Below are 14,314 nucleotides of genomic sequence, written 5' to 3' on the forward strand. Positions count from 1 at the left end.
CGAGGAGTCAGTGGGCGGGGGTCAGCGCTTCACGCGCACGCCGTGGTCGCGGCCGAGGAACTCCCGCACCACGTGGTTCAGGGCGTCGACCGTGAGATCCAAGGACTCGAGATCGATCCGCTCGTTGTGCCCGTGGAAGAGGGTGCGGAATGTGCCGTAGTCCCAGCGATCGCTGAGCACTCCGAAGCCGTAGGCCGGAACGCCCCGCAGGCGGTAGAAGCGGCCATCCGTCCCGCCGGCGGCCAGCATCGGCAGGAGGTCGGCGGCGGGGCGAGCACGCCGCACCGCTCCGCGCAGCACGTCGAAGAGCGGGGTGTCGGTGGGCGAGACCGTCGAGTCGACGAACTGGTCGCCCTCGATCTGCACGTGCTCCATCAGGTCGCCGAGCGCCTCGCGCAGATATCCCTCGACGTCGTCGGGGGAGACATCGGGCAGCACGCGGATGTCGAGCTGCACCGTGGCCTCGCCGGGGATGACGTTGTGCTTCTCGCCCGCGCGGAGCACGTTCGGCGAGATCGTCGTGTGCGTGGAGGCGTGCGCGAAGCCCTGCAGCAGGCCGGTCTGGGGGAGCCCCTCGAACAGCCGCTCGGGGCTCTGCAGCGCCGCGGTGGTGTCGACGTCGAGTTCGAGCGCCTCGGCGTACGCGCGCCACTGCGGCGTGATCACCGTCGGCGTGCGGAAGCGCGCGATGCGGGCGATGGCCTCGGCGGCGATGACCGCGGCGTTCCGCGACCCCCACGGCGCGGAGCCGTGCCCGGGCACTCCCGTGACGCGCAGCGTGCGCTGCGCCTGCCCCTTCTCGCCGATCATCACGCCGATGGATGGCCGGCTGCCGGCTGGAGCACCGCCGGACTCGGTGAGGACGTAGTCCGCGTCGATGAGGTCGAGGCGGTGCTCGGTGAGCCACCCGGCGCCGTACACCCCGCCGTTCTCCTCGTCGGCGACGGCCGCGAAGACGAGGTCGCCGCGCGGGCGGAACCCCTGCCGCGCGATCTCGCGGGTCACCACGGCGTACGCGGCGGTGAGGTTCAGCATGTCGATGGCGCCACGGCCCCACATCACGCCGTCGATGATCTCGCCGCCGAACGGGTCGCGGTCCCATCCGGCCGGCTCGACGGGCACGACGTCGGTGTGCCCGAGGAGCGCGAGCGACGGCGCGTGCGGGTCGGTGCCGGGGATGCGGATGATGAGGCTGCCTCGACCGGGGTGCGGCTCGACGACGACGCCGTCGAGCCCCGAGCCCTCGAAGAACGCCTGCAGGGTGCGCACCTGGCGGATCTCGTGCCCGGAATCGGGCGAGCCGTCGTTGACGGCCGCGTTGCGGATCATCTCCTGGAGAAGCCGCGCCGTCTGCTGGCCGAGGGGCACGCTCATGCCGCCACCGCCATCCGCGTCGGCTGCCGATCGATCTCCCTCGTGCGCATCTCCTCGACGGTATCGGAGAACGCCGGGTTTCGAGGGCTGGATGACGTCGGATGGCGGTGCTGCGGCCGCGCGTCGGCCCGCCGATAGGATGGCCGGGGAGAGCGGCGCGGTGATCGTGCGACTCCTCCGGGGCTCGTTTCGGGCCGTCGGGCACAACGACCCAGGAGGTATTCCATGCCGGGCATCGTGATCGTGGGCGTCCAGTGGGGCGACGAGGGCAAGGGCAAGGCGACCGACCTGCTCGGCGAGCGGACGGACTGGGTCGTCAAGTTCAACGGCGGCAACAACGCCGGCCACACCGTCGTCATCGGCGATGAGAAGTACGCGCTGCACCTGCTGCCCTCGGGCATCCTCAGCCCCGGCGTGAACCCGGTGATCGGCAACGGCGTGGTCATCGACCTCGAGGTGCTCTTCGCGGAGCTCGACGCGCTCGCCGCCCGCGGCATCGACGTGTCGAAGCTGCGCGTCTCCGCGAACGCGCACATCATCACGCAGTACCACCGCACGCTCGACAAGGTCACCGAGCGCTTCCTCGGCAAGCGCCAGATCGGCACCACCGGCCGCGGCATCGGCCCGGCGTACGCGGACAAGATCAACCGCGTCGGCATCCGCGTGCAGGACCTGTTCGACGAGAGCATCCTGCGCCAGAAGGTCGAGGGTGCCCTCGAGCAGAAGAACCACCTGCTCGTGAAGGTCTTCAACCGCCGCGGCTCGACCGTCGACGAGGTCGTCGAGGACCTGCTCTCGTACGCCGAGCGCCTCCAGCCGCTCGTCTGCGACACCGGGCTGCTCCTCAACCAGGCGCTCGACGCCGGCGAGGTCGTCGTGTTCGAGGGCGGCCAGGCCACGATGCTCGACATCGACCACGGCACCTACCCGTTCGTCACGTCCTCCTCGGCGACCGCGGGCGGCGCCGCGACCGGCTCGGGCGTCGGCCCCGGGCGCCTCGACCGCATCGTCGGCATCGTGAAGGCGTACACGACGCGCGTCGGCTCCGGGCCCTTCCCGACCGAGCTCTTCGACGAGCAGGGCGACTGGCTGCGCGCGGCGGGCTTCGAGTTCGGCACCACCACAGGGCGCCCGCGTCGCGTCGGCTGGTACGACGCGCCGATCACGCGCTACGCGACCCGCATCAACGGCATCACCGACCTCGTGCTGACGAAGCTCGACATCCTCACCGGGCTCGAGCAGATCCCGGTGTGCGTGGCATACGACGTCGCGGGCGAGCGCTTCGACGAGGTGCCGGTGAACCAAACCGACTTCCACCACGCGAAGCCGATCCTCGAGCACTACGCGGGCTGGAGTGAGGACATCTCCGGCGCCCGCACTTTCGCCGACCTGCCGCAGAACGCGCAGGACTACGTCCTCGCGCTCGAGGAGATGAGCGGCACCCGCATCTCGGTCATCGGCGTCGGCCCCGGCCGGGACCAGGTGATCGTGCGCCACGACCTCGTCTGACGCGGGCGGCTCCGCGCGCTGCGGGCGAGGCGGCGTGTGGGGCGGGGCTCCCGGGCCGGGGCTCCCGGGCCGTCGCTCCTGGGCCGTCGCTCCTGGGCCCTCAGTCCTGGGCCGGGGCTCCCGGGCCGTCAGACGATGTCGTCTCATCCAGGCGACACGATCTTCCGGGACTTTCCGCGTCGCGCCGGTGAGACGACATCGTCTGACGGCTTGCGACGGGCGTCTGACGGCTTGCGACGGGCGTCGGGCGGCTTGCGACGGGCGGATGGCCGGGGCCGGGGGAGGATGAACCCATGAAGTTCTGGATCGGCGGCTGGGGCCCTGCGCAGGGCGGGGAGTCCGAGGGCATCTCGCTCATCACGGCGGGGGAGGCTGAGTCGACCCTCTCGGGCGGCATGCTCGCGCACCGCGGGCTCGCCGCCGCGGCCGAATCGCCGTCGTGGCTCGCCGCGCACCCCGCGCACGACGTCGTGTACGCCGCGCTCGAGGCGGATGGCCGGATCGCGGCGTTCGCGCGCACGGGCGACGCCTCCCTCGCCCGCCACGGCGACGCCGTCGAGGCCGGCGCGGCGGTCTGCCACATCGCGGTCGCCGCAGACGGCTCGCACCTCGTCGCCTCGTGCTGGGGCGACGGTCGGGTCGTCCACGTCCCGCTGCGCGCCGACGGCTCGCTCGGCGCTCCGAACCTCGGCGACCCCGCCGCGGACCCCTACGCCACCGCCCCGGAGCCCGACTTCGCCGCCGCGCTCGAGGGCGAGGGCACCGTCGACGCCCAGGACCTCCTGCGTCAGGGAGCGGACCCCACCGACATCGCCGCCCTGCTCGCCGGCGAGACCACGCGCACGGACTGGTCCGGTGCGATGGACCTCCGCGCGCTCGTCGACGGCGACGCCGACCCCTCCCGCATCGCCGCGATGCTCGCGGGGAATGACGCCGACGACGGCCTCGCCGGACTCCTCGCCGCCCTCGGCCAGGGCGCGGCGGACCCCTACGACGACCCCGCGGTCCGTGGGATCCTCGACGCCGCCCGCGCGCACGAAGGCGACATCCTGCAGAAGGTGACGCCCGCGCCATCCGAGCCGCGGCCATCCCGCGCTCACTCGGCGCTGTTCCTGCCCGGCGGGCTCGTCGCGACGACCGACCTCGGGTACGACCTCGTCCGGTTCTGGCGCGATTCGCCGCGCGGCCTCGCGCCGCACCACGAGGTCGTGCTGCCGTTCGGCACCGGCCCGCGCCACCTGGTGCTGCACCCGAGCGGCTACCTCTATGTGCTCACCGAGTTCTCGGGCGAGGTCTTCGTCCTCGGGCGACGACCGGATGGCCGGTGGGCGCTGCAGAGCGGAACCGCGGCTTCCGGGGCCTCGCTTCCCGGCGACACCGGCGCGGAGATCGCGCGCTCGCGCGACGGCGAGTTCCTCTACGCGGGCCTGCGCGGGAGCGACACCATCGCCGTGCTGCGGGTGCGCGGCGACGGCGGCGTGCTCGATCAGGTCGCGCTCGTCGAAGCCGGGGTCGCGACGCCCCGCCATCACTTCGTCGGTCGCGACGCCGTGCTCGTCGCCGGCCAGGGATCGAACGAGATCGTGTCGCTGCCGCTCGACACGCGCACTGGCGTGCCCGCCCGCCCGCGGTATCGGCTGGCGGTCGGATCGCCGACCCACCTCCTCCCGACGCGCTGACGCGGGGCGGATGGCCGCGCCGGTACTCTCGAACGCATGAGCATGAACGACGAGGAAGCCCGCGCCGAGCTGCTGCGCCTGCGCGCCAGCATCGACAACATCGATGCCGCGCTCGTCTACATGCTCGCCGAGCGCTTCCGCTGCACGCAGCAGGTCGGGCAGCTGAAGGCCGAGCACGACCTCCCTGCCTCCGACCCGAAGCGCGAGGAGCAGCAGGTCGCTCGGCTGCGCGCGCTCGCCGAGGCCGCGCACCTCGACCCGGAGTTCGCGGAGAAGTGGTTCAACTTCGTCGTGGCGGAGGTCATCCGCCACCACACGGCGGCCGCGGAGCAGCGCCAGAACTGACGCGAGCACGCGAAGAGCCGCCTCCCTCTCGGGAAGCGGCTCTCGCCATCCGCTCGCGCTGGGGCATTACGCGGCGCCGTGGGACTAGTGCTCCCTGCGCTAGGTCGGTGCTCCGAACGCGAGGAGTGGTGCTCCGAACGCTAGGAGCGGCGCTTCCTGCGCTCGGAGCGGTGCTCCGAACGCTAGGACTAGCGTTCGGGGTCGAGACCAGCGCTCGGAGCACTAGCCTCGACGACCGGCGCTAGGCCTAGTGCTCCGAGCACTAGTCCTAGCGCGGGGCCGCCGGCCATCCCCACGCCGCCCCCGCGTCCCTAGGCCGGCATGCGGCGCAGGGTGAGATACGAACCGCCCGCGAGCAGGACCACGACCGGGATGGCCCAGAGGGTGAGCCCGAGGGCGCCGGTCTCGGCGAACCAGCGCCAGACATCCGGCCAGGCCTCCTGCCACGTCGCGAGGGCGATGAGGCCGAGGAGGGCGAGGCCGATGGCGAACAGGGTCGCGGTGAAGATCAGCGTGCCGAAGCGCTTGTAGATCGTCGCCGCCCAGAATCCGAGCACGAAGACGAGCATCGTCGCGACGAAGTACGTCAGGGTCGCGGCGGCGGGCCCCGCCTCCCACATCCAGGGGAGGTAGGCGTAGTACCCCGTCATGCCGTAGCCGTCCGTCGCCTGCTCGAACAGACCCAGCGCGAGGAAGATGAGCGACAGGGCGAGCGCGCTGAGCGCCGCGGCCACCAGGGTGCCGAGGTAGAACTCTCGCCGCGTGAGGCTCATCGCCTGCGAGAACGGGAACGACATCGTCAGGGCGTAGACGCCGATGACGAGGAAGTACCACAGCGGGGCCTGCGCGGCTCCCGCCACCTTGTACGCCTCGGGGCCGGCGGCGCCGCTGATCAGCCAGAAGATCAGCAGCGAGAGAACCCACGAGCCCCCGAGGACCAGCAGCGGAACCCAGATGAACGTCTGCGTGTTGACGAACTGCAGACGCACGACGTTGAGGATGCGGCCCCGCGGGATGGCGGGACCGGCGGCGATGGCGGTCATCGGAGTGCTCCTTCCGGGGATGACGACGAGAGGTCGCCTGCGGTGTGCTGCGTGCGGCGCACGATGAGCTGCTGCAGCGAGACGGGCGCGAGGTCGAGCCCCGCGGCGGAGAGGGCGGCGCGTTCCAAGGCGTCGAGTCGGCCGATGAACGTCGCCGACGTCACCCGCCCGAGGCTCTCGCGATGGATGACCTCGCGCCCGCGGATGGCCGCTTCCACGGCCGACGCGTCGCCGACGATGTTCGTCGCCTGAGCGCGGGCGTCGTCGGTGGACTCGTCCATGATGATGCGGCCGTCGTCGATGACGAGCACCCGCTCGATGAGGTTCGCGACCTCGTCGATGAGGTGGCTCGACAGCAGCACCGTGCGGGGATGCTCGGCGTAGTCGGACAGCAGCCGGTCGTAGAAGATCTGCCGCGCGACCGCGTCGAGCCCGAGGTAGGGCTCGTCGAAGAACGTGATCTCCGCCCGCGAGGCCAGGCCGATGACGACGCCGACCGCCGAGAGCTGCCCGCGGGAGAGCTTCTTGATGGTGCGCTTCATCGGCAGCTGGAAGTCGTCGATGAGCCGCTCGGCGAGCTCCTGACTCCAGTTCGGGAAGAACAGCCGCGCCGACGCGAACGCGTGACGCGGGGTCGCGTCGTCGGGGTACTTCTGGCTCTCCCGCACGAAGCACATGCGGCTGAGCACGCGCGCGTTCTCGTACGGGTCCTCGCCGAACACGCGGACCTCGCCGCTCGTGGCGAAGTTCTGCGCGGTGAGGATCGACATGGCGGTCGTCTTCCCGGCGCCGTTGCGGCCGAGGAAGCCGTAGATGGTGTCCTTCTCGACGTCGAAGCTCACGCTGTCGAGGGCGACCTTGTCCTTATAGCGCTTGGTGAGGTTCCGAACCTCGATCACGGCGGTCATGATGTCCCTTCCGGATGGCGGTGGCGGGGTTATGAGGTGGGGTGCGCGACGCGCGCGCGGATGATGTCGGCGACGTCATCAGGGCCGAGCCCGAGCTTCCGGGCTTCGACGAGCAGCGGCTGGACGTAGCGGTCCGCGAATGCGCTGCGACGCTCTTCCAGCAGCAGGTCGCGGGCGCCCGGGGAGACGAACATGCCGATGCCGCGGCGCTTGTAGAGCACGTTCTTGTCGACGAGCATGTTCACTCCCTTCGCGGCGGTGGCCGGGTTGATGCGGTAGAAGGCGGCAAGCTCGTTCGTGGACGGGGCCTGCGCCTCTTCCGCCAGGCTGCCGTCAACGATCGAGTCCTCGACCTGCTCGGCGATCTGCACGAACAGCGGCTTGCCTTCTTCGATCACGGCGGCCTCCGGTGTGTGGGTTACTTACTCAAGTAATGAACCACAGAAGGAGAACTGCGTCAAGAGGGGTTCGGGGCGAATCGCCTGAGCGTGCCGCGAATCCCGGAGGATGGCGGTTGCGAAGGACTGTCAGCCGCGAATTGCTCCGTGGTAAGCGCGATCCTCCGGGTGAAGCGGCCGCTCGTCGAACTGCGCAGCGTGCGCGGTCCACTCCGCCTCCCGTGGCAGCTGCCGCAGCGGACGGCTCGTCGCCGCGAGCACCGTCGCCACCAGGCACAGCGCAGCGGCGAACGTCAGCGTCGTTCCGCGGCCGATCCAGGCGAGCCCGAAGCCGGCGATGAGCGGCGACAGCGGCATCGCCCCTGTCGCGAACACCTGCAGGGCGCTGATCGCGCGCCCGAGCAGCTCGCTCGGCGTCGCCACCGTGAAGTAGCCGAGCAGGCCGGCGTTCAGGGCGGGGATGCCCACCACCGCGATCGACAGCACGACCGCCACGGCGACGGGATCCTCCACGAACGCGAGCGCCACGGTGCCGCCGGTCGCCAGGAGCAGCCCGATCACGAGCAGCGCGCCTGCCCGCACCCGGCGCACGACCGGCGGTGCGACCAGCGCGCCTACGAGAAGGGCGGCGCTGAGTGCGGCCATGACCCATCCGATGTTCGTCGCCGAGGCGCCGTCCTGCTGCAGCGCGTACACCGTGGTCGTCGTCGCAGCGTTGAACCCGAGGTTCACGATCGTTGTCACGAGCAGCACGCCGCGGAGGTCCCGCCGGCTGAGAAGCCACGCGATCCCCTCGCACGCTTCCCGAACGGCGGATGACCGGGGCTCGGCTGCCTGAGGAGTGCGCACCTCGCCGGATGGCGCCGTCCGCACCAGCACCCAGGAGGTGACCGTCGCGATCGACTGGCACACGGCCATCCCGAGCCCGACGAGCCACCCGCCCGCGACGAGGAGCGCGCCGCCGAGCGGGGCGCCGGCGAGGGAGATGACCGCGTCGCGCGCCTGGTTCGCGGCCTGCGCGCGGCCCATCGCCTCGTCGGGGACGAGCTCCTTGATGGCGGACTCGCTCGCGACGCCGAAGAGGCCGCTGCGCAGGGCGATGGCGGCGTTCACGAGGAGGAGGGAGACGAAGGTGACGCTGTCCGTCGCGACGGCGGTGAAGACGAGAGCCAGGGCGAGCCCCGTGACGGCGCCCGCGAGGGTGAGCGGCAGACGGCGGTGTCGGTCCGCGAGGACGCCGCCCGCCAGTGTCGCGACGACGCGGGTCGCGACGCCCACCGCGGCGATGACGCCGGCCTGCGTGGGGTCATCGGTCGCGACGAGCGCGAGCAGGGGGATGGCGAAGCCCACGAGGGTGGCGCCCAGACCGGTCGCGCTGTCGCTCGCGAGCCAGAGCAGATAGGGGCGGTTGCGGGTGAGGCGGTGGCCGGTCATGAGGTCAAGGTAGATGCGCAAGGAGAGTTGCGCAAGTACTCTTGCGCAATTTCTCGCGCGGAAGCCCTAGGCTGGGGGGATGGCGGATTCCGAGGCCTCGCAGCGTCGTTCCGGGCGGACGCTCCCGGCGAAGCAGCTGAAGGCGATGGCGCATCCCGCGCGGCTGGACATCCTCGACGGCGTCGCCCGCCGCGGCTTCGCGCGTGCCGCCGATCTGGCATCCGACCTGGGGCTTCCCGCGAACCAGGTGAGCTTCCACCTCCGCGTGCTCGCCGACGCGGGGCTCATCGAGGAGGCGCCGGAACACGCGCGCGATCGCCGCGACCGCGTGTGGAAGCCGGTCGAGGAGACGTGGCAGCTCGGCACGCCGGAGCATCCCATGGAGGACGAGCGCTTGGGCGGGGTCGTGCTCCACGGCATCGCCGCGCAGCATCAGGACCTGCTGCGCCGCGTCGTCGAGTGGGCGCCGGAGTACACGAGCGGACGCACGGCCGAGGTGCACGGCACCCTGAACCAGCACTCCGCGTGGCTGACGGAGGGCGAGGCGCGCGACCTCCTCGTGCGCATCGGCGACCTGATCGAGGAGGCGCGCACGCGGCACGAGCCCGGCGAGGAGGGCGTGCGCTACTGGGCGATCGACGTCCTCGCGGCCGACGACGCGATCTGACCGGCCACCCGACCCGGGCCATCCGCGGCGGCCGACCCTGGCCATCCGGGCGCTCGACGTGATTCACTCGGGGCACGGCAGCGAGGGGGAGCGATGACCGAACTCGGGGATGGCCCGGTGCGCGTCGTGCAGGTCGGCGCGGGCGAGATGGGGCGGGCGTGGATCGCCGCGCTCGCCGCATCGGACGAGGCGGAGCTCGTGGGGCTCGTCGATCTCGACGTCACCGTCGCGCACGAGGCGCTCGCGGACGCGGAGATCGAGGACGTCCACGTCGGGACGTCGCTCACCGAGGTCGCGCACGCGACGGGTGCCGACGTCGTCGTAAACGTCACCGTGCCGATCGCGCATCTTCCGGTGAATGTCGAGGCGCTGGCTGCGGGGTATCCGGTGCTGTGCGAGAAGCCGGCAGCTCCCACCGTGTCGGATGCGCTGCGCCAGGCCGCCGCCGCGGAGGTGCACGGACGCCTGCTGATGATCAGCCAGTCGCGACGCTGCGTCGGCGGGCTGCGCGCGCTGCGGGATCAGACGCGGCGGCTCGGCGACATCGGGGCGGCGGCGACGGAGTTCTTCCGCGCCCCGCACTTCGGCGGGTTCCGCGAGGAGATGGAGCACGCGCTGCTCGTCGACATGGCCATCCATCACTTCGATGCCGCGCGGTTCGTGCTCGAGCGCGACCCGGTCGCCGTGTACGCGGAGGAGTACAACCCGAGCTGGAGCTGGTACCGCGGCGACGCGAACGCGACGGCGATCTTCGAGTTCGAGGGCGGCGCCCGGTACACGTACAGCGGCAGCTGGTGCGCGCCCGGACGCGAGACCTCGTGGAACGGGCGCTGGCGCGTGAGTGGGGCGGATGGCGCGGCCGAATGGGATGGCGATGGTGCGCCGTCCGCGGAGATCCGCGGGTTGGCCGCGGAGCAGGAGCTCGACACCGCGCCTGAGGACATCGACGGTGCGCTCGCCGACTTCTTGGCTGCGCTGCGCACGGGCGAGCGCCCGGAGACCGACGCGCGCGCGAACATCGCGAGCCTCGCCATGGTGGAAGCCGCCGTGCGGTCGGCATCGACGGGTCGACGCGTGCGCCTGGACGCGGTGCTGCAGGATGCGTACGCGACCGCGCTCGTCGACGAGCAGGATGGCGCCGTGCGCGCGGTGCTGGAGAGCTGGCGCGCGGAGGCGGACGCGGAGGGGTAGCGGGGTCGCCCTGCCTCAGCCGCGGATGTCCCGGCGAGTGAGAGCCGCGACGCTGCCCGCCAGCAGCACGGCGACGCCGATCCACAGCGGCCAGAGGCCGGGGGACGGGCCATCCGAGAGCGGCGTCTCGTGGAAGGCCCACGAGTACGGCGAGAACACGCGCAGCGCGTCGAAGTCGTCCCTCTGGTTGGCGATGCCGTTGAAGAGGAAGGCAGCAGCGGCGACGAGCGCGCCGGCGCCGGTCGCCCAGGCGCGACGCCCGGTGAGCGACCCGACGAGCAGGGCGACCGATCCGCTGAAGAGCCAGAGCCCCACCGCGGCGGCGGTCTGCGGCACGATGTTCGCGCGCTCGAGGTCGAGCTCGAAGGGAGCGCTCACGAGGGCGAGCAGCACGCCGGCGTAGACGCCCAGCCACAGCAGGCGCGCGACGAGCGCGAGCGCCTGGCCGGCGACGTAGCCGCTGCGCGAGATGCCGTGCGCGAGGTCGAGTTCGAGCCGGCCCTGCTCCTCGGCGCCGGCGACCGCCGCGGAACCCCATCCGATGGCGGCGACCGTCGGCAGCACGAAGCCGAGCAGCCCGTAGAAGGTCGCCTGCGCGTAGCCGGCTCCCGTCGCGATCTGGTCGAAGCCGAGGGTGTTGACGAGCGAGGGCGGAAGGGTCTCGAGAAGGCTCATCATCTGGCCATCCAGCCCGATGCTCGGGTACAGCGAGAGGTAGAGCATCATCACGGCGCTGATCGCGAGCGTCCAGATGAGCAGCGCGCGCCACGTCTCCGCCAGCGCCCGCACGAACACGGCGATCACGACGCACTCCCACGCCCGTGGGGCGTGGCGTCGCCGGGCGGGGTGCCGCGGCGTCGGTCTCGCCGGAGCCTGGGCGCGCCGCCCTCCTCGCCAGACGATGTCGTCTCACCGAGGGGACGTGATTCGTCGCGGCTTTCCGTATCGCGTGGATGAGACGACATCGTCTGGCGGCCGGGATGGCCCCCCTCCCGCTCGCGAGACCCGTCCCGCTTCCCGAGCCCGGTGTGGCCCGGCTCGCCATACAGCCGGAGCACCGACTCCTCGAGGTCGGGCTCCTCGACCGTCAGGTCCACGAGCCGGAAGCGCGCGAGCGCCTTCACGAGCGGGTCGATATCGCCCTCCGCGGTGAAGGCGACCCGCACCACGCCCGCCGCGGAGGTCACCGAGAGATCGTGCACGCGGAGCGGCTCCAGCAGCGCCCGCACCGCGCCCTCCTCGACGTCGGCGATCCCCGCGCGCACTCGTCGCACGGATCCGAGCCGCAGCGACGCCACATCGCCCGAGGCAACCACCCGGCCCGCGCTCAGCACCGCGACCTCGTCCGCCGCCTGCTGGATCTCGCTCAGCACGTGCGAGCTCAGCAGCACGGTCTGCCTCCGCTCGCGCGCCTCGCGCACGAGCTCGAGGAACGCCCGCTGCACCAGCGGATCGAGCCCGCTCGTCGGCTCGTCGAGCACCAGCAGTTCGGGCTCGTGCATGAACGCCTGCACCAGTCCGAGCTTCTGCTTGTTGCCCTTCGACAGCGTGTGCACGCGGCGCCCGAGGTCGAGGCCGAGCCGCTCGGCGAGCTCCTCCACGCGCCCCGGCGCCACCGGCCCCGACACCCGCGCGTAGAATTCGAGCATCCCGCGGCCGGTGACCCTGCCATCCAGCCGCAGCTCGCCGGGCACGTATCCGATGCGCCGTCGCAGCGCCGGCCCGCCGTGCTGCGGGTCCTCGCCGAGCACGCGCACCTGTCCGGCGGATGGCCGGATCACGTCGAGCAGGATCCGCAGGGTCGTCGTCTTGCCGGCTCCGTTCGGCCCGATGAGCCCGAAGACCGTGCCCGGCTCGACGCGCAGGTCGAGACCGTGCAGTGCGGTGTGCTGGCCGTACCGCTTGTGGAGCCCGGTGGTCTCGATCGCCGCCATGGCCACACGGTAGCGCCGGGGGAGGGTGCGCGGTAGGAGCTCGTCGGCGACCGTCGCCTCTGCGAGAGTGGAGGCATGACCGACTCCGAGCGGCCGGCGCCGCACTCCTCGCCGGACGAGCCGTCGCCGCTGTCCCAACCCCTGGTGCCGCCGCCCTTCACGGGCGCGGACCAGTCTGCGTATGGGCACCGGCCCGCGGACGCGCCGCCGTTCCAGCCGCCGCACGCGCCGCCATCCGCGCAGCCGTACGGAGTCGCACCGTACGGCTACCCGACGGCACCCCCGGCGATGCCGGGCGGCGGAGGCGGCGGGCGCAACGTGCTCGGGATGATCGCCCTCGTCGCGGCCATCGTCGGCGCCCTGTTCGCGATGATCCCGGGCATCTTCGTCATCGGATGGGGCCTGTTGCCGATCGCGTTCGTGCTCGCGATCATCTCGCTGTTCCAGCGCGGCCCGAAGCGCGCGGGCGTCGCAGCCCTCGTCGTCTCCGTCCTCGGCACGATCATCGGCATCGTCGTCGCGTTCGCGACCCTCGCGTTCTTCTTCACCAGCACGTACGAGGGCGTGAGCGAGGTCGCCGGAAGCCCCGACAGCGGCGTGGTGGAGCAGGGCCGGTCCCCGGCCGATCCCCTTCCCCTCGGCACCACGATCACGAGCGCCGACTGGTCGGTCACCGTCCACAGCGTCGAGTTCGGTGCGACCGACGCCGTCCTCGCCGAGAACGAGATCAACGAGCAGCCCGCGCAGGGGGAGGAGTACATCCTCGTGAACCTCTCCACCACGTACCTCGGCGAGACCGAGGGCTACCCCGCCGAGGTACAGCTCCAGTACGTCACTCCGGATGGCGTGGGCATCGGCGGGTGGGAGACGGTGACGGTCGTGCCCGACGCGCTCGACATCGGCGGCGCGCTACCGACGGATGGCCGGGCCAGCGGGAACATCGCCTTCCTCGTCCCGTCGGCGACGGCGAGGGATGGCGTCCTCTCGGTCTCCGCAGGAATCCTCGCGGACCCGGTGTTCGTCGCCCTCGAGTTGTGACTACGCCTCCGCGCGCGGCGGCTGCAGGGGCGTCTTCCCGGCCTCGAGCTCGGGCGCGACCTGCTTCTCCAGCACCTCGACCGCGTCGTCGGACAGGACGATGAGCCCGTCGAGCTCCTCTCGCACACGCTTGTACGCCACCTGCCGCTCCGCCGCGGTCGCGGACTGGTCGACCGCCGTCCGCAGCAGCTGCTGCGCGCGGTCGAGGCGCTTCCGCTCGGTCTCCGTGAAGCCGCTGTCGCGCACGCGCCGCGCGTCCTGCTCCGCGACGTCGAACGCGACCTCGAAATCGTGCACGGCGTCGCGGTACTCCGCGAGCGTCTCCGCGTCGATCCGCACATCCGCGGATGGCGGCCTCAGGCCATCCGCCACCTTCTTCGCCCGCAGGAACGCGGCCGTGAGCGGCTGCCGCCCGTCGCTCATCGTCGGGAAGGCGATGAGCTTCGCGACGTCGAGCTCGTAGTCGAGCCACCGGTGCATCACCTCGTCGTGCGTGGCCATGAGCCGCTTCAGCCGGTCGTGCCGACTCGCGGCGTCGGATGCCTCGACGTCGTGAGCGGGGCCATCCTGCGCCTTCGCGGCCTTGAGCTGCGCTCGCGCCTGCATCTCGATCGACCGTGCCTCGCTCTTGGCCTTGATGAGCTCAAGGCGGCGCTTGTGGCGCTCCTTCGACTGCTTCGACCACCATCCGCCGAAGCCGCTGGCGACGCCCATGAGCGGGAAGGCGAGCCACCAGTAGCTGCCGAGGAAGTCGAAGAGGGGTTCCACGGCTCCATGCTAGGCGCGCGCCGTCT

General features: G+C 71.8%; 14 protein-coding genes. 6 read left to right on the plus strand and 8 right to left on the minus strand.

What is annotated here, in order from left to right; genetic code table 11:
* Nucleotides 1-21 precede the first annotated feature (21 nt).
* Nucleotides 22-1,374: a M20/M25/M40 family metallo-hydrolase gene (locus tag D7D94_RS10945; RefSeq protein WP_156242636.1), complete on the minus strand. Its 1,353-nt coding sequence runs from the start codon at nt 1,372-1,374 to the stop codon at nt 22-24.
* Between the two features lie 225 nt (nt 1,375-1,599).
* Here D7D94_RS10945 and D7D94_RS10950 point away from each other — a divergent pair, with 225 nt between their 5' ends.
* The 3 genes from D7D94_RS10950 to D7D94_RS10960 all read left to right on the plus strand — a co-directional run bounded on the left by D7D94_RS10950 (nt 1,600) and on the right by D7D94_RS10960 (nt 4,907).
* Nucleotides 1,600-2,883, plus strand: a complete 1,284-nt coding sequence (locus tag D7D94_RS10950; RefSeq protein WP_156242637.1) for an adenylosuccinate synthase — start codon at nt 1,600-1,602, stop codon at nt 2,881-2,883.
* A gap of 293 nt (nt 2,884-3,176) precedes the next feature.
* Nucleotides 3,177-4,562, plus strand: a complete 1,386-nt coding sequence (locus tag D7D94_RS10955) for a lactonase family protein (RefSeq protein WP_156242638.1) — start codon at nt 3,177-3,179, stop codon at nt 4,560-4,562.
* 42 nt (nt 4,563-4,604) lie between these two features.
* Nucleotides 4,605-4,907, plus strand: a complete 303-nt coding sequence (locus D7D94_RS10960) for a chorismate mutase (RefSeq protein ID WP_156243424.1) — start codon at nt 4,605-4,607, stop codon at nt 4,905-4,907.
* A 311-nt stretch (nt 4,908-5,218) separates the two neighbouring features.
* On the opposite strand, the gene D7D94_RS10965 is transcribed toward D7D94_RS10960, so the two are convergent.
* The 4 genes from D7D94_RS10965 to D7D94_RS10980 form a co-directional block, all read right to left on the minus strand.
* A complete protein-coding gene (locus tag D7D94_RS10965) occupies nt 5,219-5,950 on the minus strand; it encodes a hypothetical protein (protein ID WP_156242639.1) in 732 nt (243 codons plus the stop codon).
* On the minus strand, nt 5,947-6,858 hold the full coding sequence (locus D7D94_RS10970; protein WP_156242640.1) for an ABC transporter ATP-binding protein: 912 nt from the start codon (nt 6,856-6,858) through the stop codon (nt 5,947-5,949). Before D7D94_RS10970 ends, D7D94_RS10965 begins: the two co-directional genes overlap by 4 nt.
* Before the next feature lie 29 nt (nt 6,859-6,887).
* Nucleotides 6,888-7,256, minus strand: coding sequence for a GntR family transcriptional regulator (locus tag D7D94_RS10975; protein WP_156242641.1), 369 nt, complete (start codon nt 7,254-7,256; stop codon nt 6,888-6,890).
* 129 nt (nt 7,257-7,385) lie between these two features.
* Nucleotides 7,386-8,690 (minus strand): MFS transporter, encoded by a 1,305-nt coding sequence (locus D7D94_RS10980; protein WP_156242642.1) that lies wholly within the window; start codon nt 8,688-8,690, stop codon nt 7,386-7,388.
* Between the two features lie 79 nt (nt 8,691-8,769).
* Between D7D94_RS10980 and D7D94_RS10985 the strand changes: the two genes are divergently transcribed.
* Nucleotides 8,770-9,357 (plus strand): winged helix-turn-helix domain-containing protein, encoded by a 588-nt coding sequence (locus D7D94_RS10985; RefSeq protein ID WP_156242643.1) that lies wholly within the window; start codon nt 8,770-8,772, stop codon nt 9,355-9,357.
* 93 nt (nt 9,358-9,450) lie between these two features.
* Nucleotides 9,451-10,548 carry a Gfo/Idh/MocA family protein gene (locus D7D94_RS10990; RefSeq protein ID WP_156242644.1) on the plus strand — a complete coding sequence of 366 codons (1,098 nt, stop codon included), beginning with the start codon at nt 9,451-9,453 and terminating at the stop codon, nt 10,546-10,548.
* A gap of 15 nt (nt 10,549-10,563) precedes the next feature.
* Here D7D94_RS10990 and D7D94_RS10995 read toward each other — a convergent pair whose 3' ends face one another.
* Entirely contained in the window at nt 10,564-11,352 is a 789-nt protein-coding gene (locus tag D7D94_RS10995) for an ABC transporter permease (RefSeq protein WP_246171776.1), read from the minus strand.
* Nucleotides 11,349-12,482 carry an ABC transporter ATP-binding protein gene (locus D7D94_RS11000; RefSeq protein ID WP_156242645.1) on the minus strand — a complete coding sequence of 378 codons (1,134 nt, stop codon included), beginning with the start codon at nt 12,480-12,482 and terminating at the stop codon, nt 11,349-11,351. Before D7D94_RS11000 ends, D7D94_RS10995 begins: the two co-directional genes overlap by 4 nt.
* A gap of 75 nt (nt 12,483-12,557) precedes the next feature.
* On the opposite strand from D7D94_RS11000, the gene D7D94_RS11005 reads away from it, so the two are divergent.
* Complete coding sequence (locus D7D94_RS11005) at nt 12,558-13,520, plus strand: DUF4352 domain-containing protein (RefSeq protein WP_156242646.1); 963 nt, start codon at nt 12,558-12,560, stop codon at nt 13,518-13,520.
* On the opposite strand, the gene D7D94_RS11010 is transcribed toward D7D94_RS11005, so the two are convergent.
* On the minus strand, nt 13,521-14,288 hold the full coding sequence (locus D7D94_RS11010; RefSeq protein WP_156242647.1) for a hypothetical protein: 768 nt from the start codon (nt 14,286-14,288) through the stop codon (nt 13,521-13,523).
* Nucleotides 14,289-14,314 lie beyond the last annotated feature (26 nt).

The sequence above is a fragment of the Microbacterium oryzae genome (assembly GCF_009735645.1).
Lineage (GTDB): Bacteria > Actinomycetota > Actinomycetes > Actinomycetales > Microbacteriaceae > Microbacterium > Microbacterium oryzae.